General features: G+C 56.6%; 23 protein-coding genes. 12 read left to right on the forward strand and 11 right to left on the reverse strand.

Features of this window, described 5'->3' with window-relative positions:
* Positions 1–73 precede the first annotated feature (73 nt).
* Positions 74–2,251 carry a YgiQ family radical SAM protein gene (locus I6L58_RS16340; protein ID WP_088208525.1) on the forward strand — a complete coding sequence of 726 codons (2,178 nt, stop codon included), beginning with the start codon at positions 74–76 and terminating at the stop codon, positions 2,249–2,251.
* A gap of 89 nt (positions 2,252–2,340) precedes the next feature.
* Here I6L58_RS16340 and dkgA read toward each other — a convergent pair whose 3' ends face one another.
* A complete protein-coding gene (gene dkgA / locus I6L58_RS16345; RefSeq protein ID WP_006178542.1) occupies positions 2,341–3,168 on the reverse strand; it encodes a 2,5-didehydrogluconate reductase DkgA in 828 nt (275 codons plus the stop codon).
* A gap of 106 nt (positions 3,169–3,274) precedes the next feature.
* Positions 3,275–4,438 carry an alcohol dehydrogenase gene (yqhD, locus tag I6L58_RS16350; RefSeq protein ID WP_006178541.1) on the reverse strand — a complete coding sequence of 388 codons (1,164 nt, stop codon included), beginning with the start codon at positions 4,436–4,438 and terminating at the stop codon, positions 3,275–3,277.
* Positions 4,439–4,633: 195 nt separating this feature from the next.
* Between yqhD and I6L58_RS16355 the strand changes: the two genes are divergently transcribed.
* Positions 4,634–5,533 (forward strand): AraC family transcriptional regulator, encoded by a 900-nt coding sequence (locus I6L58_RS16355; RefSeq protein WP_088208526.1) that lies wholly within the window; start codon positions 4,634–4,636, stop codon positions 5,531–5,533.
* Positions 5,534–5,577: 44 nt separating this feature from the next.
* Here the strand turns inward: I6L58_RS16355 and yghB are convergent, their stop codons facing one another.
* The gene (gene yghB, locus I6L58_RS16360) at positions 5,578–6,237 is read right to left on the reverse strand and encodes a DedA family general envelope maintenance protein YghB (protein WP_006178538.1); all 660 of its coding nucleotides are present in this window, start codon (positions 6,235–6,237) and stop codon (positions 5,578–5,580) included.
* Positions 6,238–6,380: 143 nt separating this feature from the next.
* The gene (gene metC, locus I6L58_RS16365) at positions 6,381–7,568 is read right to left on the reverse strand and encodes a cystathionine beta-lyase (RefSeq protein WP_088208527.1); all 1,188 of its coding nucleotides are present in this window, start codon (positions 7,566–7,568) and stop codon (positions 6,381–6,383) included.
* 251 nt (positions 7,569–7,819) lie between these two features.
* Here metC and exbB point away from each other — a divergent pair, with 251 nt between their 5' ends.
* Together exbB and exbD are read left to right on the forward strand one after the other, a co-directional pair.
* On the forward strand, positions 7,820–8,551 hold the full coding sequence (gene exbB, locus I6L58_RS16370) for a tol-pal system-associated acyl-CoA thioesterase (protein ID WP_088208528.1): 732 nt from the start codon (positions 7,820–7,822) through the stop codon (positions 8,549–8,551).
* 4 nt (positions 8,552–8,555) lie between these two features.
* Positions 8,556–8,981 carry a TonB system transport protein ExbD gene (gene exbD, locus I6L58_RS16375; RefSeq protein ID WP_058610767.1) on the forward strand — a complete coding sequence of 142 codons (426 nt, stop codon included), beginning with the start codon at positions 8,556–8,558 and terminating at the stop codon, positions 8,979–8,981.
* Positions 8,982–9,068: 87 nt separating this feature from the next.
* Here exbD and I6L58_RS16380 read toward each other — a convergent pair whose 3' ends face one another.
* The 3 genes from I6L58_RS16380 to I6L58_RS16390 form a co-directional block, all read right to left on the reverse strand.
* Positions 9,069–9,944 carry an SDR family oxidoreductase gene (locus tag I6L58_RS16380; RefSeq protein ID WP_176399434.1) on the reverse strand — a complete coding sequence of 292 codons (876 nt, stop codon included), beginning with the start codon at positions 9,942–9,944 and terminating at the stop codon, positions 9,069–9,071.
* An 87-nt stretch (positions 9,945–10,031) separates the two neighbouring features.
* Complete coding sequence (locus I6L58_RS16385; protein ID WP_088208530.1) at positions 10,032–10,484, reverse strand: cytoplasmic protein; 453 nt, start codon at positions 10,482–10,484, stop codon at positions 10,032–10,034.
* Positions 10,465–10,869: a hypothetical protein gene (locus tag I6L58_RS16390; protein WP_006178532.1), complete on the reverse strand. Its 405-nt coding sequence runs from the start codon at positions 10,867–10,869 to the stop codon at positions 10,465–10,467. Before I6L58_RS16390 ends, I6L58_RS16385 begins: the two co-directional genes overlap by 20 nt.
* Before the next feature lie 102 nt (positions 10,870–10,971).
* On the opposite strand from I6L58_RS16390, the gene I6L58_RS16395 reads away from it, so the two are divergent.
* Positions 10,972–11,475: an ESA_00282 family adhesion-associated protein gene (locus tag I6L58_RS16395; protein ID WP_006178531.1), complete on the forward strand. Its 504-nt coding sequence runs from the start codon at positions 10,972–10,974 to the stop codon at positions 11,473–11,475.
* An 81-nt stretch (positions 11,476–11,556) separates the two neighbouring features.
* The gene (locus I6L58_RS16400) at positions 11,557–12,045 is read left to right on the forward strand and encodes a TIGR00645 family protein (RefSeq protein WP_006178530.1); all 489 of its coding nucleotides are present in this window, start codon (positions 11,557–11,559) and stop codon (positions 12,043–12,045) included.
* A 107-nt stretch (positions 12,046–12,152) separates the two neighbouring features.
* Here the strand turns inward: I6L58_RS16400 and I6L58_RS16405 are convergent, their stop codons facing one another.
* Entirely contained in the window at positions 12,153–13,193 is a 1,041-nt protein-coding gene (locus tag I6L58_RS16405; RefSeq protein WP_088208531.1) for an aldo/keto reductase, read from the reverse strand.
* An 82-nt stretch (positions 13,194–13,275) separates the two neighbouring features.
* Here I6L58_RS16405 and yghX point away from each other — a divergent pair, with 82 nt between their 5' ends.
* Positions 13,276–14,163, forward strand: a complete 888-nt coding sequence (gene yghX / locus I6L58_RS16410; RefSeq protein WP_088208532.1) for a YghX family hydrolase — start codon at positions 13,276–13,278, stop codon at positions 14,161–14,163.
* Positions 14,164–14,241: 78 nt separating this feature from the next.
* On the opposite strand, the gene I6L58_RS16415 is transcribed toward yghX, so the two are convergent.
* On the reverse strand, positions 14,242–16,842 hold the full coding sequence (locus I6L58_RS16415) for an autotransporter domain-containing protein (RefSeq protein ID WP_254082126.1): 2,601 nt from the start codon (positions 16,840–16,842) through the stop codon (positions 14,242–14,244).
* Positions 16,843–17,349: 507 nt separating this feature from the next.
* On the opposite strand from I6L58_RS16415, the gene I6L58_RS16420 reads away from it, so the two are divergent.
* Entirely contained in the window at positions 17,350–18,897 is a 1,548-nt protein-coding gene (locus I6L58_RS16420) for a methyl-accepting chemotaxis protein (RefSeq protein ID WP_088208534.1), read from the forward strand.
* Between the two features lie 94 nt (positions 18,898–18,991).
* Positions 18,992–19,279, forward strand: a complete 288-nt coding sequence (locus I6L58_RS16425; RefSeq protein ID WP_006178523.1) for a DUF2623 family protein — start codon at positions 18,992–18,994, stop codon at positions 19,277–19,279.
* Here the strand turns inward: I6L58_RS16425 and fucR are convergent.
* The gene (gene fucR / locus I6L58_RS16430) at positions 19,261–19,977 is read right to left on the reverse strand and encodes an L-fucose operon activator (RefSeq protein ID WP_006178522.1); all 717 of its coding nucleotides are present in this window, start codon (positions 19,975–19,977) and stop codon (positions 19,261–19,263) included. The genes I6L58_RS16425 and fucR overlap by 19 nt on opposite strands.
* Before the next feature lie 219 nt (positions 19,978–20,196).
* On the opposite strand from fucR, the gene I6L58_RS16435 reads away from it, so the two are divergent.
* Positions 20,197–21,249: an ABC transporter substrate-binding protein gene (locus tag I6L58_RS16435; RefSeq protein WP_088208535.1), complete on the forward strand. Its 1,053-nt coding sequence runs from the start codon at positions 20,197–20,199 to the stop codon at positions 21,247–21,249.
* The gene (locus I6L58_RS16440; RefSeq protein WP_088208536.1) at positions 21,249–21,989 is read left to right on the forward strand and encodes a molybdate ABC transporter substrate-binding protein; all 741 of its coding nucleotides are present in this window, start codon (positions 21,249–21,251) and stop codon (positions 21,987–21,989) included. The genes I6L58_RS16435 and I6L58_RS16440 overlap by 1 nt, the downstream gene beginning before the upstream one ends.
* Here I6L58_RS16440 and yghU read toward each other — a convergent pair.
* Complete coding sequence (gene yghU / locus I6L58_RS16445; RefSeq protein ID WP_088208537.1) at positions 21,986–22,858, reverse strand: glutathione-dependent disulfide-bond oxidoreductase; 873 nt, start codon at positions 22,856–22,858, stop codon at positions 21,986–21,988. The two genes, I6L58_RS16440 and yghU, sit on opposite strands and share 4 nt — an antisense overlap.
* 203 nt (positions 22,859–23,061) lie before the next feature.
* On the opposite strand from yghU, the gene gss reads away from it, so the two are divergent.
* Complete coding sequence (gss, locus tag I6L58_RS16450; protein ID WP_088208538.1) at positions 23,062–24,924, forward strand: bifunctional glutathionylspermidine amidase/synthase; 1,863 nt, start codon at positions 23,062–23,064, stop codon at positions 24,922–24,924.
* Positions 24,925–24,948: the final 24 nt, after the last annotated feature.

Genomic DNA, 24,948 nt, shown 5'->3' on the forward strand with positions numbered 1-24,948 from the left:
ATACCCCTTCATTTCCCCCGGTAAACCAGCGTATAATCCCGCTCCTTTTGTCTATTTTTTCTTCGGAAGCATTATGAGCGCAATTTCCCTGATCCAGCCGGATCGTGACCTCTTCTCCTGGCCGCAGTACTGGGCTGCCTGCTTTGGGCCAGCGCCGTTCCTGCCAATGTCCCGCGAAGAGATGGATCTGCTGGGCTGGGATAGCTGCGATATCATTCTGGTGACGGGCGATGCCTACGTTGACCACCCCAGCTTCGGCATGGCGATCTGCGGACGTATGCTGGAAGCGCAGGGCTTTCGCGTCGGGATCATCTCCCAGCCTGACTGGAACAGCAAAGACGACTTTATGCGTCTGGGGAAACCGAACCTGTTCTTCGGCGTGACCGCGGGTAACATGGACTCGATGATCAACCGCTACACCGCCGATCGCAAGCTGCGCCATGACGATGCTTACACCCCGGATAACGTGGCGGGGAAACGCCCGGATCGCGCCACGCTGGTCTATACCCAACGCTGCAAAGAAGCCTGGAAAGATGTCCCGGTGATCCTGGGCGGTATCGAAGCCAGCCTGCGCCGCACCGCGCACTATGACTACTGGTCCGATACCGTGCGTCGCTCGGTACTGGTCGATTCCAAAGCCGACATGCTGATCTTCGGCAACGGCGAGCGTCCGCTGGTGGAAGTGGCACACCGTCTTGCGCAGGGCGAGCCGGTAGGCAACATCCGCGACGTGCGCAATACCGCGATTATGGTGAAAGAGGCGCTGCCGGGCTGGAGCGGGGTGGATTCCCGCATCATTGATATGCCAGGCAAAATCGACCCTATCCCGCACCCGTACGGCGACGACCTGCCGTGTGCGGATAACAAACCGGTCGCCCCGAAAAAAGCCGAAGCGAAAGCCGTGGTGGTTCAGCCGCCGCGCCCGAAGCCGTGGGAAAAAACCTACGTCCTGCTGCCGTCCTTTGAAAAAGTCAAAGCCGATAAAGTGCTCTACGCCCATGCGTCGCGTATTTTGCACCATGAAACCAACCCCGGCTGCGCCCGCGCGCTGATGCAGAAGCACGGCGAGCGTTATATCTGGATCAACCCACCGGCGATCCCGCTTTCCACCGAAGAGATGGACAGCGTCTTTGCGCTGCCGTACAAGCGCGTACCGCATCCGGCGTACGGCAGCAGCCGTATTCCGGCGTATGAGATGATCCGCTTCTCGATCAACATCATGCGCGGCTGCTTTGGCGGTTGCTCCTTCTGCTCCATTACCGAGCACGAGGGCCGCATTATTCAGAGTCGCTCTGAAGATTCCATCGTCAACGAGATCGAAGCCATTCGCGACACGGTGCCGGGTTTTACCGGGGTGATATCCGATCTCGGCGGCCCGACCGCCAACATGTACATGCTGCGCTGTAAATCGCCGCGCGCGGAGCAGACCTGCCGCCGTTTATCCTGTGTCTATCCGAGCATTTGCGAGCATATGGACACCAACCACGAGCCGACGATCAATCTATATCGCCGTGCGCGTGATCTGAAAGGCATCAAGAAGATCCTGATCGCCTCCGGGGTGCGTTACGACATTGCGGTGGAAGATCCGCGCTACATCAAAGAGCTGGCGACGCACCATGTCGGCGGTTATCTGAAGATTGCCCCGGAGCACACCGAAGAAGGCCCGCTGTCCAAGATGATGAAGCCGGGCATGGGCAGCTACGATCGTTTTAAAGAGCTGTTTGATACCTACTCGAAGCAGGCGGGCAAAGAGCAGTATCTGATCCCGTACTTCATTTCCGCGCACCCCGGCACGCGCGATGAAGATATGGTCAACCTGGCGCTGTGGCTGAAACAGCGTCGCTTCCGACTCGATCAGGTGCAGAACTTCTATCCGTCGCCGCTCGCCAACTCGACGACCATGTATTACACCGGCAAGAACCCGCTGAGTAAGATTGGCTACAAGAGTGAAGACGTGGTGGTGCCGAAAGGGGATAAACAGCGTCGTCTGCATAAAGCGCTGCTGCGTTACCACGATCCGGCTAACTGGCCGCTGATCCGCCAGGCGCTGGAAGAGATGGGTAAAAAACACCTGATTGGCTCACGCCGCGACTGCCTGGTCCCTGCGCCAACGCTCGATGAAATGCGGGAAGCACGCCGCCAGAATCGCCATACGCGCCCGGCCCTCACGAAACATACGCCGATTGTGCATCAGCGTTCGAACGGTGGGGCAACGGGGGCGAAAAAAACGGGAAAACGTAAGATCGGATAACGGTGATGCCCTCACCCCGGCCCTCTCCCACAGGGAGAGGGTGTAAAATGTACCCTCTCCCTGTGGGAGAGGGTTAGGGTGAGGGAAAATTACCCCCCAAACTGATCCGGATCCGGCCCCAAACGCTTGCCCTGATCCAGCTTCGCAATCTCACCCAGCTCATCTTTATCCAGGCGGAAATCCCAGACGTCGAAGTTCTCAGCGATGCGCGAAGGCGTGACCGATTTCGGGATCACCACTAGGCCGCAGTCCAGATGCCAGCGAATCACAATCTGCGCCGGGGTTTTGCCATATTTATCCGCCAGCGTACGAATGATCTTCTGATCGAATACGCCTTCACCGCCCTGTGCCAGCGGGCTCCAGGATTCGGTCTGGATCTTGTGCGTGGCGTTCCAGGAATGCAGCTGACGTTGCTGCATCAGCGGGTGCAGCTCAATCTGGTTGATGACCGGCGCGACGCCCGTCTCGTCAATCAGACGCTGCAGGTGGTGCACCTGGAAGTTACACACCCCAATGCTTTTCACCAGCCCAGCCTGCTGGAGCTCAATCATGCCTTTCCAGGCATCCACGTAATGATCGATAGCCGGAACCGGCCAGTGCATCAGATACAGATCGACAAAATCGAGCTGCAGCTTGTCCAGGCTCTCCTGCAGGGCTTCGCGCGGGCGTTTTTGGTCGTCGTTCCACAGCTTGGTAGTGATGAAAAGGTCGTCGCGGGGCATGCCTGCGCTGGCGAGCGCCTTGCCCACGCCGTCCTCATTTTTGTACGCGGCAGCGGTATCAATCGACCGGTAGCCGACTTCCAGTGCTTTATGAATGGCGGACACGACCTCGTCGTTACCGGCTTTCCATACGCCGAGCCCCAACTGGGGCATTACGTTGCCGTCCTGAAGCTTGATCACGGTTTGGTTTGCCATTTTTCCTCCTCCATTTGCTCATCGTCGAAGGGAGCCTCCGACGATGTTGGTGTGCATTAAGTCTGGACGAAATGTCAAAAAACGAAAGGTGGGACAACAAAAACGCTTAGCGTGCCGCTTCGTAAATACGACGGCTTACGTCCAGGGTGATGTCGCCGTGCTCGCCCAGTTGCGTCATGCCGTGCGCCTCGAGTTTTGCCAGCAGGGCAGGGATGGAGCTGCCGTCCAGGCCATAGCCGGAAAGACGCGTTGGCACGCCCAGGCTTTCAAAGAAGTTGCGGGTCGCTTCGATAGCGGCATCGATACGCGCATCGTCAGAACCTTCGGTGATGTTCCACACGCGCTCGGCGTACTGCAGCAGTTTGGCGCGTTTGGTGTCACGTTTTTCATTCCACAGCGCAGGCAGAACCACCGCCAGGGTTTGTGCGTGATCCAGACCGTGCATCGCCGTCAGCTCGTGGCCGAGCATATGGGTTGCCCAGTCCTGCGGCACGCCGGCACCGATCAGGCCATTCAGCGCCTGAGTTGCCGCCCACATCACGTTGGCGCGCACGTCGTAGTTTTCCGGCTCCTGCAGCGCTTTCGGGCCATCTTCAACCAGGGTCAGCAGAATGCCTTCTGCGAAGCGGTCCTGAATTTTGGCATCCACCGGATAGGTAACGTACTGCTCAACGGTGTGAACAAACGCATCCACCACGCCGTTGGCGACCTGACGTGCAGGCAGGGTGTAGGTGTAAACCGGGTCCAGAATGGCAAATACCGGCTGAACGTGTTCGTTCATAAAGGCCTGCTTATCACCCGTGGTTTTACGGGAGATCACCGCACCTTTGTTCGATTCCGAACCGGTGGCGGGCAGGGTCAGCACGGAGCCCATTGGGATCGCGCTTTTCACGTCGCTGCCGCGGGTTTCCAGAATATGCCACGGATCGATGCCGTCCGCGTAGTGGGCCGCTGCGGCGATGAATTTGGTGCCGTCCAGAACAGAACCGCCGCCCACGGCCAGCAGGAAGGTGATCTTCTCATCTTTCGCGATTTTCACCGCGTTCATCAGCGTTTCGTAAGACGGGTTTGGCTCGATGCCGCCGAACTCACGCACGTCCAGACCGTCCAGCGCGCTGTAAACCTGATCCAGCACGCCGGTTTTTTTCACGCTGCCGCCACCGTAGGTGATCAGCACGCGGGCGTCAGCGGGGATCTGCTCGCGCAGTTCGGCGATGGCACCTTTACCAAACAGGATGCGGGTGGGGGTATGTAGATTAAAGTTATTCATTGCTCTTTCCCTCTGGTGGGTGAAAAACCGCGGTGGCGCAAATGGCGACCTGATGCTGCACATTGTGGCTATCTGGCGCTATCCTCTCAATGCACATTTCTGCCGATGTCTTGCCCATTTCTACAGAGTACTGGAGAAAGTGAATGAAATTGCGCACACTGCATGGGTCGGAAACCGCCTCTGGAGTAAGAAAAAATGAACCGCGATGACATCTGTTTACAGCTTACTTCGCAAATCAAACAGTTGATAGATAAGCAAAATTCCCTGAGTGCGCTGCTGCCGGATATCCGCCTGCTCTACGGGACGCAGCCGGGTACGCGCACGCCGGTGATGTACCAGCCGGGCATCGTTTTTCTCTTTTCCGGCCATAAAATTGGCTATATCAATGAGCGCGTGTTTCGTTACGACACCAATGAATATCTGCTCCTGACGGTGCCTTTACCCTTTGAATGTGAAACGTTCGCGACGGAGGCGGTTCCGCTGGCGGGGATCCGCGTGAATGTTGATATTCTGCAACTGCAGGAGCTGCTGATGGACATTGGGGAAGATGAGCTGTTCCAGCCGTCGATGGCGGCCAGCGGCATCAACTCCGCGACGCTGTCGGATGAAATCCTCTGCGCCGTTGAACGCCTGCTGGACGTCATGGAAAGACCGCTGGATGCCCGTATCCTCGGCAAGCAGATTATCCGCGAGATCCTCTACCACGTTCTGTTAGGGCCGGGGGGCGGGGCGCTACTGGCGCTGGTGAGCCGTCAGACGCACTTCAGCCTGATCAGCCGCGTGTTGAAACGCATTGAAAGCCAGTATACGGAAAACCTCAGCGTGGACCAGCTGGCGGCAGAGGCGAACATGAGCGTGTCGGCGTTCCACCATAATTTTAAGTCGGTCACCAGCACCTCGCCGCTGCAGTATCTTAAAACCTACCGGCTGCACAAGGCGCGCATGCTGATGATCCACGACGGCATGAAGGCCAGCGCGGCGGCTATGCGCGTTGGGTATGAAAGTGCATCGCAGTTTAGTCGGGAATTTAAGCGCTATTTCGGCGTGACGCCGGGGGAAGATGCGACGCGCATCAGAACAATGCAGGGCGCTTAGGTTTTCCCCCTCTCCCCTGTGGGGAGAGGGTCAGGGTGAGGGGATCACGCGCTGCAATATTTCTTCTTAATCACCACCGCAATCGTCCCTACCAGCCCGGCAACCAGCAGGACAATCGGCAGCACCATCAGGAAGGTCATCACCTGATCTTCATGACGTTTTACAAACGGGATCATATTCAGCGCATAGCCCAGGGATGTCACCACGCCAACCCACAGCAGGGCGCTCAGCCAGTTGAAAAACTGGAAGCGGCGGTTCGACAGCCCGGAAATGCCGGCCATTGTTGGCAGCAGGGTGCGAACAAAAGCGAGGAAGCGCCCGGCCAGCAGCGCCAGCAGGCCATGACGATCAAACATGCAGGTCGCACGCTGATGATATTTGTGCGGCAACTGCGCCAGCCAGCCCTTCACGACGCGGGTATTCCCGAGCCAGCGGCCCTGCAAATAGCTCAACCAGCAGCCAAGGCTGGCGGCGGAAGTGAGGATTATCATCGTGGGTGCGAAGTCCATCACGCCCTTGCCGATTAACGCCCCTGCAAGCAGTAGCAGGCTGTCACCGGGCAGAAACGAGGCTGGCAGTAATCCATTTTCCAGAAACAGGGTCGCAAACATCACGAAATAGACAATTCCCACAACGTGCGGGTCCGCCAGCGCGGCAAAATCGTGTTGCCAGAGCGCAGCGATAATATCTTGAATAACAGCCATGGACTTTCCTGTGGAACAGCAGATATAACGCTATTGTACTCCCTAATTGGCCCGTTGGGATTGATCGCAGGCGCAACTCATGCAGACTTTTCCGGTTGCGCCGTGAATAAAAATGTCCAGGGAGTACACTTTCAGCCTGCACTCTACACGATGCGCGCAAACCCTGCTGCTAAATCGGCAATTAAATCGTCAACATTTTCTAAACCAATATGCAGTCGGATCAGGGTGCCGCTGAAGTCCACTTCTCCGCCCGGGCGTAGCGCCGCGATCTGCTCCGGCTGGTTAGGCAGGATCAGCGATTCAAACCCGCCCCAGGAGTAGGCCATGCTGAACAGGGTAAAATGATCCAGATAGCTTGCCAGCTCGTCATTGTTCAGCCGTTTTTTAAGCACGAATGAGAACAGCCCGCTGCTGCCCGTAAAGTCACGTTTCCAGAACTCATGGCCTTTACTGCCGGGAAGCGCCGGATGGTTAACCCGCTCAACCTGCGGATGCTGCGCCAGCCACTCGGCCACCCTGAGGCTGCTTTCATGGTGTTGACGCAGGCGCACGCCCAGCGTGCGCAGGCCGCGGCTGGTCATGTAGGCCGTATCAGCATCCACCATCTGGCCCATCAGGTAGGCATTCTCACGCAGTTGATCCCAGCAGCGGGCGTTAGATACCGCGGTGCCAATCATGCCGTCAGAGTGGCCAATCAGGTATTTGGTCGCGGCCTGAATGGAGATATCGATACCGAATTCCAGCGCGTTAAACAGCACGCCCGCCGCCCAGGTGTTGTCGATAATGATGATTGCCTCAGGCGCTTTGCTGCGCACCGCCTTAACGATGGCCGGGACGTCATGTACTTCCATGGTGATCGACCCCGGTGATTCCAGGAACACAATGCGCGTGTTCGGCTGAATAAGGTCGGCAATGCCTTCGCCCGCTAGCGGGTCGAACCAGCCGGTGGTGACGCCGAGCCTGCTGAGGATTTTGGTGCAGAAATCCTGGCTCGGTTCGTACGCCGTGTTGGTCATCAGGATATGGTCACCCTGTTCCACGAACGCCAGAATAGTGTTGGCAACGGCCGCTGCGCCACAGGGGAACAGCGCGCAGCCCGCCCCGCCTTCCAGCTCGCACATCGCTTCCTGCAACGAAAAATGGGTAAGGGTGCCCCGACGCCCGTAGAACAGCCCGCCAGTGGCGCGGTTACGCGTGGCGATCTTTTTGTCCTCAACGGTATCAAACACTAGAGAGGAGGCCCGTTGGATCACGCTGTTGACCGCGCCCTGGGTGTATTTTTTGCTGCGTCCGGCCTGCACCAGCGTGGTATCAAGCTGCTTCTTCGTCATCCTGGATAGCCCTGTTTTTATACGTCTGGACGTCCAGACTACCATGAAAGTAAAAAAGTGCACTTCTGCGATGGTGGAATAAGGCGAAAATTTTCTAAAATTGCGGCTCTGAAAATTTTTCCTGCGTAAGCGCAAGGAAAGTGAGTGAAATTTACGGCACTATGTAAATACTAATGAGAACTACTATCAATTCGACGTTGTTTTGATATTATTATGCTCAGAATTTGTGATTTGCGTCCTGGAGATACAGAGTGGGTAATAATTTGATGCAGACGGATCTCTCCGTTTGGGGCATGTATCATCATGCCGACATCGTGGTTAAGATTGTGATGATCGGCCTGATCCTGGCGTCCGTTGTCACCTGGGCTATTTTCTTCAGCAAGAGCGTTGAGCTTATTTCGCAGAAGCGTCGTCTTAAGCGCGAACAGCAGCAGTTGGCTGAAGCCCGCTCTCTGGATCAGGCATCCGACCTGACCTCATCCTTCCACGCGAAAAGCCTGACCTCCCTTTTAGTGAATGAAGCGCAGAACGAGCTGGAACTCTCCGCAGGCAGTGAAGATAACGAAGGCATCAAAGAGCGTACCGGCTTCCGTCTGGAACGTCGTGTTGCTGCTGTGGGCCGTCATATGGGCCGCGGTAACGGTTATCTGGCGACAATCGGTGCGATCTCTCCGTTTGTCGGCCTGTTCGGTACCGTCTGGGGCATCATGAACAGCTTTATCGGTATTGCCCAAACGCAGACTACCAACCTGGCGGTTGTTGCGCCGGGTATCGCAGAAGCGCTGCTGGCGACGGCTATCGGCCTGGTGGCAGCAATTCCTGCGGTCGTTATCTACAACATCTTCGCGCGTATGATTGGCAGCTATAAAGCCACGCTGGGTGACGTTGCGGCGCAGGTTCTGCTGCTGCAAAGCCGTGACCTGGACCTCAACGCCAGCGCCGTTAAACCGGTACATGCGGCGTCCAAACTGCGCTTAGGTTGATACTATGGCAATGCGTCTTAACGAAAATCTGGACGATAACGGCGAAATGCATGAAATCAACGTCACGCCGTTTATCGACGTGATGCTGGTGCTGCTGATTATCTTCATGGTGGCTGCGCCGCTGGCGACGGTTGACGTGAAGGTGAACCTGCCGGCCTCGTCCAGCCAGCCGCAGCCGCGTCCGGAAAAGCCAATCTACCTGTCGGTTAAGGCCGATAAATCCATGTTCCTGGGCAACGACCCGGTAACGGATTCGTCAGTCATTCCGGCGCTGGACCAGCTCACCGGCGGCAAGAAAGACACCACCGTGTTCTTCCGCGCGGATAAAACCGTTGATTACGAAACCATGATGAAGGTAATGGACACGCTGCATCAGGCGGGTTACCTGAAGATTGGTCTGGTGGGTGAAGAGAAAACGGCGGCGAAGTGATTTCACCGTTAACGCCAGTCGGTAACACACTGTGAATGTAAAAAGGGGGCCATCGCGGCCCCCTTTGTTTATTCCCCACAACGGTTTTTAACCGAGGTGTTCTCCCCCGCACACGCCGTGCACTTCTGCCGTGACGTAGCTGGATTCCTGGCTTGCCAGATAGACATACACCGGTGCCAGCTCCGCAGGTTGCCCCGCACGCTTCATCGGCGTCTGCTGACCAAACTGCGGGATTTTCTCCTGCGGCTGGCCGCCGGAAATCTGCAGCGCGGTCCAGATTGGACCCGGTGCGACCACGTTCACGCGAATCCCTTTTTCGGCGATCTGCTTCGCCAGCCCGCGGCTGTAGTTCAGGATCGCGGCCTTGGTTGAGGCATAATCCAGCAGATGTGGACTTGGCTGGTAGGCCTGAATCGAGGACGTGGTGATGATGCTGGACCCGGCCGGAAGCAGCGGGATGGCTTCCTGGGTGATGTAAAACAGCGCCAGGACGTTGACCGCGTAGGTCTCTTTAAACTGCTCGGTCGTGAGATCGGCAATTTTCTCTACCGCCGTCTGCTTACCGGCAACCAGCGCCAGGATATCCAGACCACCCAGCGCCCCGTGCGCGGTATGCACCAGCGAGCGGGCAAACTGCTCATCGCTCAGGTCGCCCGGGATCAGCACCGCTTTACGTCCCGCCTCTTCAATCAGCTGTTTGACCTGCTGCGCGTCCTCTTCCTCCGCCGGGAGGTAGTTAATCGCTACGTCTGCGCCTTCACGCGCGTAAGCGATGGCGGCAGCGCGTCCGATACCGGAATCGCCCCCTGTCACCAGCGCCTTACGATCCTGGAGTCGTCCACTGCCTTTATAGCTCTCTTCGCCACAGTCCGGCACAGGCGTCATCTTTGACTGCACGCCAGGGGCAGGCTGCTTCTGCTTAGGGTATTCACCGGTGTGATACTGCGTGGTGGGGTCCTGCATTTTCGTCTGGTGATGTGCCATAAGGGATCTCCTTTTGAGTGAACTTACCCATTAAGCGTAGGAGATTTTATCGAAAAGCAGGGATAATTAAGGATTATCTGTAATACTGGCGTGCGCCTCTTCATCAAGCGCGACGCAGGTGATGCTGGAGGTGCGGTAGTCGCCTTCGGCGAGTTTGCGGGTCAGGCGCAGGGTTGCGGTTTCGCGCGCCAGCAGGTACTGGTAGTGGGCTTCAAGGCGTCCGAGGAGCTTCTCTTTCAGCTCCGGCTGCTTTTCAATGATGGCATTCATCACCGCGCCGTAAATCTCCTCTTTCACCTGTAAAGCATAAATTTCACGGCGGTTCTGCCATTTCAGGCGCACCAGCGTCGCCGGGATAGAGACCAGATCCTGGGTAATACGCGTCATCTCGGCGTTTTTGATGTTTCGTAACGCAGCGAGATTCTGCTTTAAGATAAACTCGTCGCTTTTTTTATCTTCTAAAGTCAAATAAACGTTATTATCGCTAACTGCTTTCACGTTAATCTTCCCCGAGGTCATAAAAAATGGGGGTGTTTTTTTCGCGGGTAATTAAATTAAGCCAAATTTCATTTCCCGCTTCGTTTATTTCTTTGGTTTTTTCAGCCATTATTTGACTTAAGGTCTGGGCATCTATTTCGCCCTCGGCTTGCAGATCGTCCAGCAGGTGTACAAAGGCTTCAATTTTTACGGCGCGAAACAAGCGATCCTTAATATGGCGGTCGTGTTCTTCCAGCAACATATTACGGGATTTACCGGACTGTGAGACACCAATTAATATTTCGGACTCATAATCGGAGAGCTTTCTTTTTCCCTGAGTGAAATTCGTCTCTTTTTCTGCTTCCTTCGCAGGCTGCTCCACAGGCGTGATGTGGTACTTAGCCGGGACGAGATTGTCGGGCAGCATTGTAACGTCCTTTAATTTCAACAGGGTGGGGTTAGTATTAGGGTGAGATTCGTTGACAATAACATGAGGCAATTTTAAAATCAAAAAAAATGGAGCCTACCCATGAACAGTATTTTCTTTACGGTCATTACATTGCTATTACTGACCGCCGGCGTTCTTTTATTGATGCAAGAGTTCAATAAAACCAAAGTATCGAAGGATGCCAGCGTCCCGCCACAGCCAGAGCCGATGACAAAAGAGGAAGGGGAAGATCATTTCTCGGTATTGATGAACGCGATAACACCGGTTTGGTACTGGCGGGTCAATCATGAATATATCGACTTTTTGCATGCGACTATTAAGCGCATGAAAATGGCTGAAATTAATGATACGCCCGGGTTGTTTGAAGCACAGCGCCGCTGCAGCGACCTGAATTCGGCGGTGTACAAATATTATGACAATATCAAAAAACGTTGTCTGAATGGCGAGAAGGTCTCGTATTCGGATTTGGACGTATTAAATCTGCGCCAGTGTTTTCGCGAGTTCAGCCTTGAAGCCTACCCGGAGCTGGTGGCGCTGGTGTGGCCGGAATATGCGCGCCCGGACGTAAACCCGCAGGAAGTGTAAGTGCTTTGTTGGTTAGCTGTTGCAAACAGTAAGCGCTCCTGAGATATACTGAGCGCTGGTTTCGTTTGCAGACAGGACTCTATGGAACGCTTTTTTGAAAACGCAATGTACGCCTCTCGCTGGATCCTGGCGCCGGTCTACTTTGGCCTCTCCCTGGCGCTTATCGCTCTGACGATCAAGTTCTTCCAGGAAATTATTCACGTCTTGCCCAACATCTTCTCCATTGCGGAAGCGGATTTGATTCTGGTGCTGCTGTCGCTGGTGGACATGACACTGGTCGGCGGGCTGCTGGTGATGGTGATGTTCTCCGGCTATGAGAACTTTGTCTCTCAGCTGGACATCGACGCGCGCAAAGAAAAGCTGAGCTGGCTCGGCAAAATGGACGCCACCTCGCTGAAAAACAAAGTGGCCGCCTCCATTGTGGCGATCTCCTCCATCCATCTTTTACGCGTGTTTATGGATGCGAAGAACGTACCGGACAACAAGCTGATGTGGTATGTCATTATCCACCTGACGTTTGTCCTGTCGGCGTTCGTGATGGGGTATCTGGATAAGATCAGTAAGAAGTAATTTCCCTCATGCACAAATTTATGCGCGCATCGAACCTAACCCTCGCCCCTTAGGGGAGAGGGTTAGGGTGAGGGGAATATACGGCTGTGGGGGTATTTCCGTTCACTTTACTTATCTGACGACGCCTGCCACAGATTCAACTCACCATCCGCAACGTGCTGGTCAATTCGCGCCAGTTCATCGTCCGTAAAGCGCAGGTTTTCCAGCGCCTGAACGTTCTCCTCAAGCTGCTCAGGGCGACTCGCACCGATCAGCACCGACGTGACGCGCTCGTCTTTCAGCAGCCAGCTCAGCGCCATCTGCGCCATCGTCTGCCCGCGGGCGTGCGCCATTTCGTTAAGCAGGCGCAGGCTGTTCAGGTTGGCCTCGGTCAGCATGTTTTCCGTCAGTCCGCGCACTTTCTTGCCTTCACGCTGCATGCGCGATCCGTCCGGAATGCCGTTCAGGTATTTTCCGGTTAACAACCCCTGCGCCAGCGGCGTAAAGGCGATACAGCCGGTGCCGTTAGCGTCCAGCGCATCCAGCAGCCCGGTTTTATCGACCCAGCGGTTCAGCAGGTTATAGGACGGCTGATGGATCAGCAGCGGGATCTTCCACTCGCTCAACAGCCCGGCCATGATCCGGGTTCGCTCCGTCGAGTAAGAGGAGATCCCCACATACAGCGCTTTGCCGCTCTGCACGGCGTGCGCCAGGGCCGCAGCCGTCTCCTCCATGGGCGTGTTTTCATCGACGCGGTGGGAGTAGAAAATATCGACATATTCCACGCCCATGCGCTTCAGGCTCTGGTCGAGGCTGGCGAGGAGATACTTACGCGAACCGCCCGAGCCGTAAGGCCCCGGCCACATGTCGTAGCCCGCCTTGGTGGAAATAATCAGCTCGTCGCGATACCCGGCAAAATCGTCGCGCAGCAGCCGACCAAAGTTCTCTTCGGCGCTGCCCGGCGGTGGGCCATAGTTGTTGGCGAGGTCAAAATGGGTAATGCCGAGATCGAACGCTTTACGCAGCAGCGCGCGCTGGGACTCCAGCGCCTGAACGTGGCCAAAGCTGTGCCACAGGCCGAGCGACAGCGCGGGCAGGCGCAGGCCGCTTTGCCCGCAGAAGCGGTACTGCATATTTTCGTAGCGGCCAGGGTAGGGATGCCAGGACATGATGTCTCCTTTCTTGTCGATGAATTTTCGAAACAACGTTTTCATTCTATGCTTATCAAATCACAAATCCCGGAGAGATGCGATGACGCGCCTGACCGCCAAAGATTTTCCGCAGGAATTGCTCGATTACTACGACTATTACGCACACGGTAAAATCTCCAAACGCGAGTTTCTGAATCTTGCAGCACGCTATACGGTGGGCGGCGTAACGGCGCTGGCGCTGTTTAACATGCTAAAGCCCAACTATGCGCTGGCCGAGCAGGTTAAATTCACCGACCCCGATATTCTTCCTGAATACATTCACTATCCGTCGCCCAATGGGCACGGCGAGGTGCGCGGCTATCTGGTCAAACCGGCTAAAGCCAGCGGCAACGTGCCCGCGGTAGTGGTAGTGCATGAGAATCGCGGCCTGAACCCCTATATCGAAGATGTGGCGAGACGCGTCGCCAAAGCCGGGTACATCGCGCTGGCACCGGACGGCTTAAGCTCGGTCGGCGGCTATCCGGGCAATGATGAAGAGGGCAAAGTGCTCCAGCAGAAGGTCGACCCGACAAAGCTGATGAACGACTTCTTTGCCGCCGTCGAGTTTATGCGAACGCACCCAGAGGCGACCGGCAAGGTCGGCATCACGGGTTTTTGCTATGGCGGCGGCGTGTCGAACGCGGCGGCGGTGGCCTATCCCGAGCTGAACTGCGCGGTGCCGTTCTACGGTCGCCAGCCTGCGGCGGCGGATGTCCCTAAAATCAAAGCGCCGCTGCTGTTGCATTACGCCGAACTGGATAAGAACATTAACGAAGGCTGGCCCGCTTATGAGGCGGCGCTGAAAGCCAGTAACACGGTTTACGAGGCTTATATCTACCCCGGCGTAAACCACGGTTTTCACAATGATTCCACACCCCGTTACGACGAGGCTGCGGCAGAGTTGGCCTGGACGCGCACGCTGGGATGGTTCGAGAAGTATTTGCGCTGAACGCAAACAAGCCGGGCACGCCCGGCTTGCAAAACAGGCTTGCCCCGGCAGCGTCGCGCTGCCGGGAAGTGAAGGGGATCAGAAGCTGTAGCTCATCCCCGCCTGAACGCTGGCATCGTTATCCACGTCACCCGTTCCCACATACACGCCGGTATTCAGCGAGAAGTTATGCGCGATGGTGGCGTTGATGCCTGCCCCAAAGATACCCATCGCGTTGTTGTGCCCGGAGGTGTTGTGGTAATCCGCGGCCTTGATGTCGGTATCGTCGCTAAACTCTTTCTGGAAGCGCGCGTCAACCCACGGCATCACCTGCACGTTCTTGTTCAGATCGGTCAGGGTGGTGGTCAAACGCACCCCCGCGCCGCCGTTCCAGGAAGAGACCTGGCTGTCGGCAAAGGTTACTTCGCTGTCGGAGAAGCCGTTGGCTTTGGTCTGCTCCCAGCCAAGCGTCGCGTACGGCTGCAGCAGGGTTTCGCCTGGCAGCAGGACGTTCACACCGGTACGCGCCTGGGCAATGTACAGGTTGCCGTCGGTGGAGCCGTTCAGCGCCTCGGTCATCCCGCTGGTATTGCCCGTCACGTTATTGGCTGAGAGGGTATAGCGCATGTCGCCATAGCTGAAGCTGCCGTCGGCGAACATGCCCCAGGATTTACCGTTCAGCGCCTGCTGCCAGCCGCCATAGACGCTGTAGTAGTTGCCGTAAACGCTGTCCTTAAAGCTATCGACCCCGTCGCTGGTGTCCTGCACGCGGCTGCGGGTCCAGGCCAGGGCAATACCGCCGGTCACGCTGTCGCCGTTGTCCATGTGCGCCGTCCAGTCGACACCGCCCTGCGCGCCCTGGGTAATGCTTTTATAGTCGACGTCGTTGCTGAAGTTTCCGTTCTGATAGAGGAAGTCGCCCCAGACCTGCGCGCCGTCCTGCTGCAGACCCAGCAGATTCGCCAGGTGCACCTGGTTCATGTGGTTGCTGATGTCGTCCGCAACCTGGTGACCGGCCTGCTCGGCAGCGTCCAGCCCGGCAATCAGCCCCTGAACGTCGCTTGCCAGCGAGCCTTGCGCGCTGTTGAACACCACGTTCCAGTTATAGCTGTTATCAGCGGCCAGCATCGTTTGCGGGGCCGCATCAGCTGGCACAATGTCGAGGCTGTTGTCATAGTTGTACGCACCGCTGCGGTTCTCAACGCTGTTCTCGCCGTTGGTGAAGGTCGCGGCTGCATAGTTCTGCGGCGCGGTGCTGCTGGCGGTGCTGAACGTGCCGAGAATGACGTTGCTCTTGTTTTGCGCCGTTGGCGTAATGCTGGTGACCATGATGGCGTTATTTGCACCGGTAATGGTACCGAAGTTGACGAAGCTGTCGGTGCTCATGCTCACCCGGGCGTTGCTGCCGGTGGTGCTCGCCACGAGGGTTGAGCCATCCTGCAGGCTCCAGGTGGTGGCATCGTTGATCTTATCGATGGTGATGCTGTTATCGCTGGTGGTATTCACCGTTTCAAACTGGCTGATCTGGCCGGTGATGGAGCTGCCTGCGTCCATCGAGAGCGTATCGCTGCCGGCTCCGCCGTCCACGTTGCCGTTGACGTGAGAATTGTTGGTTAATACCAGCGTGTCATCGCCCGAGCCGGTTTTGACATCGCCGTTTACGGTCGCGTTATTTTGCAGGGTTACGGTGGCATTGCCGCTGTTGTGGCTGGTATCCACGTCGCCGTTAACCGTACTGTTATCGACCAGCAGCGTAGTGGCGGTACTGCCGTCTACCGTTACGTCACCGTTCACCACGCTTTTATTGGTCATCGTTACCGTCGTGGTGCCTTTGTCATTCAGTATCGCCACGTCGCCGGTTACGGTGCTGTTATTCATCGCAAGCGTAGTGTTGGTGGTGCCGTACAGCGCCACGGCAAGATCGTTGAATTCGTCAGGGTTATTAATTTTGATGCCAGTTTTTTTAAACAGCGCCTCGGCCAGCGAGTCGATATTTTTTGCAATCAGACTTTGCGAAGCATCGACGGTCGCACTGGTCAGAGAAACAGTGGTATCTGATGTAAGGCTGCCGGCATAAATACCCCCTTTATCCATGGCGCTGTTGCTCATGGAAATAGCCTGTGCGCCTTCACCCGCGCTCACAATACTCCCGTGCAGCGCACTGCCGTTGGTAATATTGACGGTGTGATAGCCTTTATCCATGGGATCGAGGAAAATCGCGGACCCCATCATATAATCCTTATTATGATTATCGTACTTACCCGTGCTGCTCTCACCGTTCAGCGTCGAATGGTCGACGTTAACGGTGGTATTTGTGGTGGCGCCAATATTGCCTGCCTCAATCATATCGACGGTTGCGCCGTTGTTGAGGGTAATATTGACCGTTCCGCCGTTACTGCCCTGAATATAATGGCCGGACATATTCGTACCCGATACGGTTAACGACTGGGTATCGCCGCTCTTGCGGTGGCCGTCCATATAAATATTGGTAGAGGTGGCGTCAGCCATAACGGCATTGGTCGCACCGGGATCCTGATAGTAATTACCGTCGGTATATTTTGTTAACCCGCACGTCTGGCTGTTATTTCCGCTCTCGCATGATTTTGCCGGAACGTCTGGATACACTGGCGTTGTTTTTGCACTGACGCCAAAAGAGGTTAAGGCCAGTAAAATACACTGGGAGATCAGCGTACGTTTCATAGAATTTCGCATTTGTTTTTCTCTGAATGGGATTGATTGAACAGATCTCCTTTTTAAATGAAAAAAGTAAAAGTAAGAAACATCCTGGCCATTTTGGATGTAATAAAACTTAAAGCAAAATTAAGTTAATTTAAATAAATTAAGCAAATAAACAAATGCGAATGTATTTGCGGTATCAATATGTTTGGATGGTTAGCAGGCTAATTTTATCGATAACGATCAATGCTGGCGTGATTGATTGAAAATTCAGATGAACAAAAAAGCGTATCCTGTGGGGAGAAAAAATTGAATGTGCGGCAAGTTTACATTTCATCATCTGCTGAAATGTAAAAACATATATTTTGAGGGGGTATTGCCGCTCCGCGATTATCGTTTTCTGACTGGGAAAGGGAAAATAAAAAATGTGAGAAAAAGAGTCGCGAAACAGTATACCTTCGCCATTTCCTGCCGATAACGAGATTAAGTCTCGCCTCTGGGCGAATCTCCCCTCACGGCAAGGAAAACTCAATGCAGATGCTTCGTAATTTCACGATCCGCTTCGTTATGCTGACGATACTCGGGATCTTTTGTTTAATGTGGGCGGGGGTCGGCCTGTACAGCACCTGGTCACTCTCCCGCGTCTCCGAGGGTAACGATGTTGACCGCCAGCTGGTGCAGCAGATGACGGTGCTGAGCCAGGGTAACGATCAGTACTTTCGCTTTGTCACCCGTCTTGGCCGCGCAATGGAGGCCAAAGCCGCAGGCGGCACGCCTGATTTAGCCTCAGCGAAGCAGGCGCTGGATAACATGGCCAAAAAACTGGAACAGATGAAGGCCATTTCGCCAGGCCCAATGGATGAGCAGATCTCCGCCCAGGTGATCGGCACCTGGCAGGCGTTGCTCGATCAGGGCGTAACGCCGCAGATGCAGCAGGCGCAGCAAGGTTCGCTGGAGGGCTATCGCCAGCAGGCGAACAACGTCACCCCGCCGCTGAGCCGCGCCTTTGGTGCCGCAGCCGAACGCTTTAACCAGGCCGCAGGCGACAGGCTCGATACCACGCGCGTGGTGGTGGATGGGCTGACCAGCATGACCCGCACGGTGATCGTCGTTGCCACGATTATCGGTCTGCTGATCCTGCTGTTTACCGACCGCTACCTGGTGGCACTGCTGGTGAAACCGCTGGATCGCATTCGTCATCAGTTCCGCCAGATTGCCCAGGGCGATCTCAGCCAGCCGATTGAACCCATTGGCCGCAACTGCGTCGGGCAGCTGGTGCCGCTGCTCAGTGCAATGCAGGACAGCCTGCGTGAAGCGGTCAGCAACATCCGCTCCGGCAGTGAAAATATCTGGCGCGGCGCAACCGAGATCTCCAGTGGCAACAACGACCTTTCCTCACGCACCGAGGAGCAGGCCGCTGCGCTGGAGGAGACCGCCGCCAGCATGGAGCAGCTCACCGCGACGGTAAAACTGAACGCCGAAAGCGCGCGTCAGGCCAGCGCGCTGGCGGATGTGGCGTCAACCACCGCCAGCCGGGGCGGCTCGCTGGTGGAAGAGGTGGTGACGACCATGAGCGGTATTTCAGGCAGCTCGAAGAAAATTGCGGAAATCACTACCGTCATTAACAGCATCGCGTTCCAGACCAACATCCTGGCGCTCAATGCGGCGGTGGAAGCGGCGCGTGCGGGTGAACAGGGGCGCGGTTTCGCCGTCGTCGCCGGTGAGGTGCGCAATCTGGCAAGCCGCAGCGCCAATGCGGCCAAAGAGATCGAAGGGCTGATTGCCGATTCGGTTGCCCGCGTGGCGCAGGGGGCGCAGCTGGTTAATGACACCGGCACCACCATGGAAGCGATCCTACGCGATATCACCGAAGTGACCACCATCATGAAGCAGATTGCCTCTGCCTCGGAAGAGCAGAGCAAGGGCATCTCGCAGGTTGGTATCGCCATTACCCAGATGGACGGCGTGACCCAGCAGAACGCCTCGCTGGTGGAGCAGGTCTCCGCCGCGGCCTCCGCCCTGGAGCGCCAGACGGAAGATCTGCAGCGCTCCGTCCAGAAATTCCGCCTCTCAGCGTAATCACCTCAAGGCCGCCACGTGCGGCCTTCATTTTCACTGGCTATCGCTTAAAATATCGCTATATAATTTTATATACAACGATGAGGGCGTAGCGATGGATAACCATTTTGGAAAAGGGCTGATGGCGGGCATGCGCGCGGCACAGGCCGATACGGCAAAGAACGTGGCACACTTCTGCTCTGACTATAAGCGCGGCTTCGTGCTGGGCTTTTCGCATCGAATGTTTGAGAAGACCGGGGATCGCCAGCTGAGCGCGTGGGAGGCAGGAATTTTAACGCGTCGCTACGGGCTGGATCGCGACATGGTGATGGACTTCTTCAGAGACACGCACTCAAGCGTGGCGTTGCGCTACTTTATGGCGGGCTACCGTCTCGAAGGGTGAGCGTCGGTGATCACCTCGGTCACCTGCGAAAGCTGGCCGATTTTCACCTCACTTGAGCGCTGGAATTTGCTCTTATCAATCAGCAGCAGCGATTGACTGGCGCGACGGAGCAGGTGGGCCTTAAACGCGGCGTTATGCTCGGTTGGATCCCACAGGTTACCCTCCTCGTCGACGCCCTCGCAGGAGAAGATAAACAGATCAATTTCCAGGGTTTTAAGCTGCGTCGCCAGGGCAGGGTTAACGTAACAGCGGTACTTACGCTCCAGCGTGCCGCCGGAACAGATCAGCGTGATCCGCTCGCGCCTGGCGATTTCGTGGCAGATCGGCAGGCTGTTGGTAAATACGGTGAGATCCCAGTCGGGGAGCTGGCGCGCCAGGTGAAAGCAGGTCGAACTGGCATCAAGGGCGAGGGTCATCCCTTCGCCGATCCACGCCAGCGCGTGGCGTGCAATATCGGCTTTGTCGGCGTAATGGCTTTTCAGGCGCGCGCCAAACGGCTCGCCGCCGTCGCGACTGGCCGGATGGAGCAGCCGCGCCCGTCCGTGCTGGCGCAGGATCCGCCCCTGCTGCTGAAGCCCGTTCAAATCGCGGCGGATCGTCTCTTTGCTGACGGCAAGCTGTTCTGCCAGCGCCTCGGTCGTCAGCCAGTCGCAGCGGCTCAGCAAGGCAATAATATTCTGCTGTCTGTCCTGTTTCATGCGTCTGTTCCTGGGAAGATAAATCGATTCTTGCCAGATTATCCGGGCTTGTAAATATGATGTTGAAAAAAGAGGAGGATTTGCGGCACGGATCGGCGAGCGTCCCCTTATCAGGGCCATAGTCGCTTCACCGTACCGACGGCGCTACCCCCAAAGCACACCACGACTTCCTTATCCAATCGTTATATAATCAATTGCATAACGATATGTGAGGAAATTATGAAACAGCGCTTTTGGCAGGCAGTGGCGTTTTGCGCCCTGATTTTACTTCCGCTTTCTTCTCAGGCGTCTCGCCAGATAACCGACCAGATTGGCCGCACGGTGACGATTCCCGACGACGTCGATCGGGTGGTTGTGCTTCAGCATCAAACCCTTAACCTGCTGGTGCAAATGCATGCCACTGACAAAATCGTCGGCGTGATGGCGAACTGGAAGCAGCAGCTGGGCGAGGGCTATGCGCGTCTCGCGCCAGAGCTGAACCAGAAAGCGACGCTGGGCGATCTCACGCACGTCGATTCGGAAAAACTGGTAGCGCTCAGACCGCAGGTGGTGTTTGTCACGAACTATGCGCCGCAGGAGATGATCGACAAAATCGCCAGCCTCGGCATCCCGGTCGTGGCGATCTCCCTGCGCCACGACGCAGCCGGTGAAAAAGCCAAACTGAACCCGACCATGGCCGACGAGGAAAAAGCCTACGATCAGGGGCTGCGCGAAGGGATCGCGCTGATTGGCGAGATCGTCAATAAGCAGCCGGAAGCGAAGGCGTTAATTGAGGCGACCGACCAGGGCCGCAAAAAGGTGAGCGACCGCCTGAAGGCTATCCCCGCCGAAAAACGCGTCCGCGCTTATATGGCTAACCCGGAACTCACCACCTACGGCTCGGGGAAATACACCGGGCTGATGATGGCGCACGCGGGCGCGGTTAACGTTGCCGCATCGACCATTCAGGGCTTCAAAACCGTGGCGATGGAGCAGGTCATCGCCTGGAACCCGCAGGTGATCTTCGTGCAGGACCGCTACCCGTCCGTCGTCAATGAGATCATGACAAGCCCGCAGTGGCAGGTGATTGATGCGGTCAAACACCACCGCGTCTATCTGATGCCCGACTACGCCAAAGCCTGGGGTTACCCAATGCCGGAAGCAATGGGCATTGGCGAACTGTGGATGGCGAAAAAGCTCTACCCGCAGAAGTTTACGGATGTAGACATGCGCAAGGTGGCAGACGACTGGTATCAGCGCTTCTACCGCACTCACTACCAGGGGATCGACTGATGCACGTGCTGGCGGCGGGCAGCCTGCGTAGCGTCTGGCAGCCGTTGATGGCGCAATTCCCGGAACATGTCGACACGCAGTTTGGCCCCGCCGGGCTGCTACGGGAACGTATCGAAGCCGGTGAGCGGTGCGACCTGTTTGCCTCCGCCAGTCTCGAGCATCCTCTGGCGCTGCAGCGCGCCGGGCGGGCAGCGTCCGTGACGCCGTTCGCCAGCAACAGGCTCTGCCTGACGGTGCGCAGCGATGTGCTGCGCGCACAGGACGACTGGCGGTCGGTGCTGATGCGCGGCGACTTACGGGTTGCCACTTCCACGGCAGGAGCCGATCCGTCCGGCGATTACACCCAGGTGCTGTTTAGCCGGATGGGAGAGGCGGGCGAGGCGTTGAGGACGCGGGCGATAGCCCTGGTGGGCGGGCGCGATTCTTCACCGATTCCGGCAGAGATGCTGGCCGCGCAGTGGATTATTTTCAGCGGGCAGGCGGAGGTGTTTATCGGCTACGCGAGCTATGCCGCCGCGCTTCGGCAGATTGCCGGGCTGACGGTGATGGATATCCCTGCGCCCTATAACCCGCGCGCGGATTATGCCTGTGCGGTTATCACGCCGCGCGCCCAGCGTCTGGCGGATTTTTTACAGTCTGATGGGGCAAAAGGACGACTCAGGCAGGCTGGATTTGGTGAACCAGCCTGCCCAAAACCGTCTTCAGCCCGGTCGCGTAGCGCCACCGGGCGCACATTTTAGCCCTGACGTTTATCTTCGGTCTGGGTATCGAAGTCGCTCGCCGCATGGCGTTCGTGCAGCTGCTCGTTCAGTTCACCGTTGGTACGGTTGACGATACGCCCGCGTTTGACCGCCGGACGGTTACCCACGTCTTTTGCCCAACGCTGGACGTTGGTGTATTTCCCGGCATCGAGGAACTCGGCGGCGTTATAGACGCTGCCCTGCGCCACGCAGCCAAACCACGGCCAGATCGCCATATCGGCGATGGTATACTCTTCTCCCGCCACGTAACGCCCGCGCGCCAGCTGTTTATCCAGCACGTCAAACAGACGCTTGGCTTCCATGGTGAAGCGGTCAATCGCGTACTCAATTTTTACCGGCGCATAGTTGTAGAAGTGGCCAAAACCGCCGCCGAGGAACGGGGCCGCGCCCTGTAGCCAGAACAGCCAGTTCAGGGTTTCGGTACGGCCCGCCGGATCTTTTGGCAGGAAGTGACCAAATTTTTCCGCCAGATAAAGCAGGATGCTGCCAGATTCAAACACGCGCGTCGGCGGGGTGGTGGAGTGGTCACGCAGCGCCGGGATCTTCGAGTTCGGGTTCACCTCAACAAAACCGCTGGAGAACTGATCGCCTTCGCCGATGCGGATAAGCCACGCGTCGTACTCTGCCGCCGTCACGCCCAGCGCCAGCAGCTCTTCGAGCATGATGGTAACCTTCTGGCCGTTAGGCGTGCCCAGGGAGTAGAGCTGCAGCGGGTGCGAGCCGACCGGCAGTTCCTTCTCATGCGTCGCGCCCGACACCGGACGGTTGATGTTGGCGAACGCGCCGCCGTTGGCATTCTGCTTCCATTCCCACACTTTCGGTGGCTGATAGGTGTTGTTGTCTGACATGTTGGCCTGCCTTTTGAGTGATGTGTTGAGGCAGTGTAGCAGGAGATGACAAAACGGTTTAACGATGAGAGGCGTTATCCAACGTGGCGCTATATTTCTGCGATCGCAGGTGTATGATAAATCCATCTCTGTCAGGTTAATCTCAACGTGCAGACGACGACAACCTTACTAAAATTGCCGCCTGCCAGCTTTAGGTTGGATACATGCGTAAAGGAACGTTAAGCAGTGATGCACCCTTCGGGACGTTATTAGGCTATGCGCCAGGTGGTGTGGCGATATACTCATCCAATTACGACAGCCTCGACCCGCGCTGCTACCCGGAAGACGCGGAATTCCGAAGCTATATCGGCAACGAATACATGGGCCACAAGTGGCAGTGTGTTGAGTTTGCGCGTCGTTTTCTTTTTCTCAATTACGGTGTTGTCTTTACTGACGTCGGCATGGCGTGGGAGATCTTCTCCCTGCGCTTCCTGCGTGAGGTGGTGAACGACAACATTTTGCCGCTGCAGGCCTTTGCCAACGGATCGCAGCGTGCGCCGCGCGCCGGGGCGCTGCTGATCTGGCAAAAGGGCGGCGAGTTCCATGAAACCGGGCACGTTGCCGTCATCACTCAGCTCTGCGGCGATAAGGTCCGCATTGCGGAGCAGAACGTCATTCACGCTCCGCTCCCGCTGGGGCAGCAGTGGACGCGCGAGCTGCGCATGACCGTCGAGAACGGCTGCTACACGCTGCACGATACCTTCACCGACACGGAAATTTTGGGCTGGATGATCCAGACCAGCGATACGGAGCACAGTATCCCGCAGCCGGAAATCGACGGCGAGCTGCTGAAAATCCGCGGTGCGCGGCTCAAAAATCAGCGTCAGTTCGACGGCAAATGGCTCAACGAAAACGACGCTCTGCAGCAGGCGTATGTTCGCGCTAACGGTCACGTCATCAACAACGATCCCTGCCACTATTTCACCATTACCGAAAGCGCCGAGCAGGAGCTGATCAAAGCCACCAACGAACTGCACCTGATGTACCTCCACGCGACCGACAAAGTGCTGAAAGACGATAATTTACTGGCGCTTTTCGACATCCCTAAAATCCTCTGGCCGCGCCTGCGCCTCTCCTGGCAGTGGCGACGTCACCATATGATCACTGGCCGTATGGATTTCTGCATGGATGAGCGCGGTATCAAGGTGTACGAGTACAACGCGGACTCCGCCTCCTGCCACACGGAAGGGGGATTAATCCTCGAGGAGTGGGTGAAAAACGGCTATCGCGGAACCGGCCACAACCCGGCTGAAGGGCTGCTGGAAGAACTGACCGGCGCGTGGAAGCACAGCCATGCGCGTCCGTTTGTGCACATCATGCAGGACAACGACGTCGAGGAAGACTATCACGCGCTCTTTATTCAGCGTTCGCTGATGCAGGCGGGGTTTGATACCAAAATCCTCCACGGCCTTGGCGCGCTGAGCTGGGATCCCGCCGGACAACTGATTGACGATGAAGGCCGCCCCGTCAACTGCGTCTGGAAAACCTGGGCGTGGGAAACGGCGATCGAGCAGATCCGCGAGGTGAGTGAAACCGAGTATGCCGCTGTACCGATTCGGACCGGGCACCCTGCAGGGGAAGTGCGTCTGATCGACGTGCTGCTGCGCCCGGAAGTGCTGGTCTTCGAACCGCTCTGGACGGTGATCCCCGGCAACAAGGCGATTTTGCCGGTGCTGTGGCAGCTGTTCCCGAACCACCGCTACCTGCTGGATACCGATTTTGAGGTTAACGACCTGCTGAAAACGACCGGCTACGCCGTGAAGCCAATCGCCGGGCGCTGCGGCAGCAATATCGATCTGATTAGCGCGCAGGACGAACTGCTGGATAAATCCAGCGGCAAGTTTGTTGACCGTAAAAACATTTACCAGCAGCTGTGGTGCCTGCCAAAAGTAGACGGAAAATATATTCAGGTGTGCACCTTTACCGTGGGGGGAAACTACGGCGGAACCTGCCTGCGCGGGGATGAAACGCTGGTGGTGAAAAAAGAGAGCGATATTGAACCGCTGATGGTCGAGAAGGATAAATAATCCTCCCCGAAGGCCATAAAAAGT

The organism is Enterobacter cancerogenus, assembly GCF_019047785.1.
GTDB lineage: Bacteria > Pseudomonadota > Gammaproteobacteria > Enterobacterales > Enterobacteriaceae > Enterobacter > Enterobacter cancerogenus.

What these genes read in the sequence shown, in the direction of transcription:
- I6L58_RS16340 (WP_088208525.1), top strand. Translation starts at nt 74, where the DNA reads ATGAGCGCAATTTCCCTGATCCAGCCGGATCGTGACCTCTTCTCCTGG.
- dkgA (WP_006178542.1), bottom strand. Translation starts at nt 3,168, where the DNA reads ATGGCAAACCAAACCGTGATCAAGCTTCAGGACGGCAACGTAATGCCC.
- yqhD (WP_006178541.1), bottom strand. Translation starts at nt 4,438, where the DNA reads ATGAATAACTTTAATCTACATACCCCCACCCGCATCCTGTTTGGTAAA.
- I6L58_RS16355 (WP_088208526.1), top strand. Translation starts at nt 4,634, where the DNA reads ATGAACCGCGATGACATCTGTTTACAGCTTACTTCGCAAATCAAACAG.
- yghB (WP_006178538.1), bottom strand. Translation starts at nt 6,237, where the DNA reads ATGGCTGTTATTCAAGATATTATCGCTGCGCTCTGGCAACACGATTTT.
- metC (WP_088208527.1), bottom strand. Translation starts at nt 7,568, where the DNA reads ATGACGAAGAAGCAGCTTGATACCACGCTGGTGCAGGCCGGACGCAGC.
- exbD (WP_058610767.1), top strand. Translation starts at nt 8,556, where the DNA reads ATGGCAATGCGTCTTAACGAAAATCTGGACGATAACGGCGAAATGCAT.
- I6L58_RS16380 (WP_176399434.1), bottom strand. Translation starts at nt 9,944, where the DNA reads ATGCAGGACCCCACCACGCAGTATCACACCGGTGAATACCCTAAGCAG.
- I6L58_RS16385 (WP_088208530.1), bottom strand. Translation starts at nt 10,484, where the DNA reads ATGACCTCGGGGAAGATTAACGTGAAAGCAGTTAGCGATAATAACGTT.
- I6L58_RS16390 (WP_006178532.1), bottom strand. Translation starts at nt 10,869, where the DNA reads ATGCTGCCCGACAATCTCGTCCCGGCTAAGTACCACATCACGCCTGTG.
- I6L58_RS16395 (WP_006178531.1), top strand. Translation starts at nt 10,972, where the DNA reads ATGAACAGTATTTTCTTTACGGTCATTACATTGCTATTACTGACCGCC.
- I6L58_RS16400 (WP_006178530.1), top strand. Translation starts at nt 11,557, where the DNA reads ATGGAACGCTTTTTTGAAAACGCAATGTACGCCTCTCGCTGGATCCTG.
- I6L58_RS16405 (WP_088208531.1), bottom strand. Translation starts at nt 13,193, where the DNA reads ATGTCCTGGCATCCCTACCCTGGCCGCTACGAAAATATGCAGTACCGC.
- yghX (WP_088208532.1), top strand. Translation starts at nt 13,276, where the DNA reads ATGACGCGCCTGACCGCCAAAGATTTTCCGCAGGAATTGCTCGATTAC.
- I6L58_RS16415 (WP_254082126.1), bottom strand. Translation starts at nt 16,842, where the DNA reads ATGAAACGTACGCTGATCTCCCAGTGTATTTTACTGGCCTTAACCTCT.
- I6L58_RS16420 (WP_088208534.1), top strand. Translation starts at nt 17,350, where the DNA reads ATGCAGATGCTTCGTAATTTCACGATCCGCTTCGTTATGCTGACGATA.
- I6L58_RS16425 (WP_006178523.1), top strand. Translation starts at nt 18,992, where the DNA reads ATGGATAACCATTTTGGAAAAGGGCTGATGGCGGGCATGCGCGCGGCA.
- fucR (WP_006178522.1), bottom strand. Translation starts at nt 19,977, where the DNA reads ATGAAACAGGACAGACAGCAGAATATTATTGCCTTGCTGAGCCGCTGC.
- I6L58_RS16435 (WP_088208535.1), top strand. Translation starts at nt 20,197, where the DNA reads ATGAAACAGCGCTTTTGGCAGGCAGTGGCGTTTTGCGCCCTGATTTTA.
- I6L58_RS16440 (WP_088208536.1), top strand. Translation starts at nt 21,249, where the DNA reads ATGCACGTGCTGGCGGCGGGCAGCCTGCGTAGCGTCTGGCAGCCGTTG.
- yghU (WP_088208537.1), bottom strand. Translation starts at nt 22,858, where the DNA reads ATGTCAGACAACAACACCTATCAGCCACCGAAAGTGTGGGAATGGAAG.
- gss (WP_088208538.1), top strand. Translation starts at nt 23,062, where the DNA reads ATGCGTAAAGGAACGTTAAGCAGTGATGCACCCTTCGGGACGTTATTA.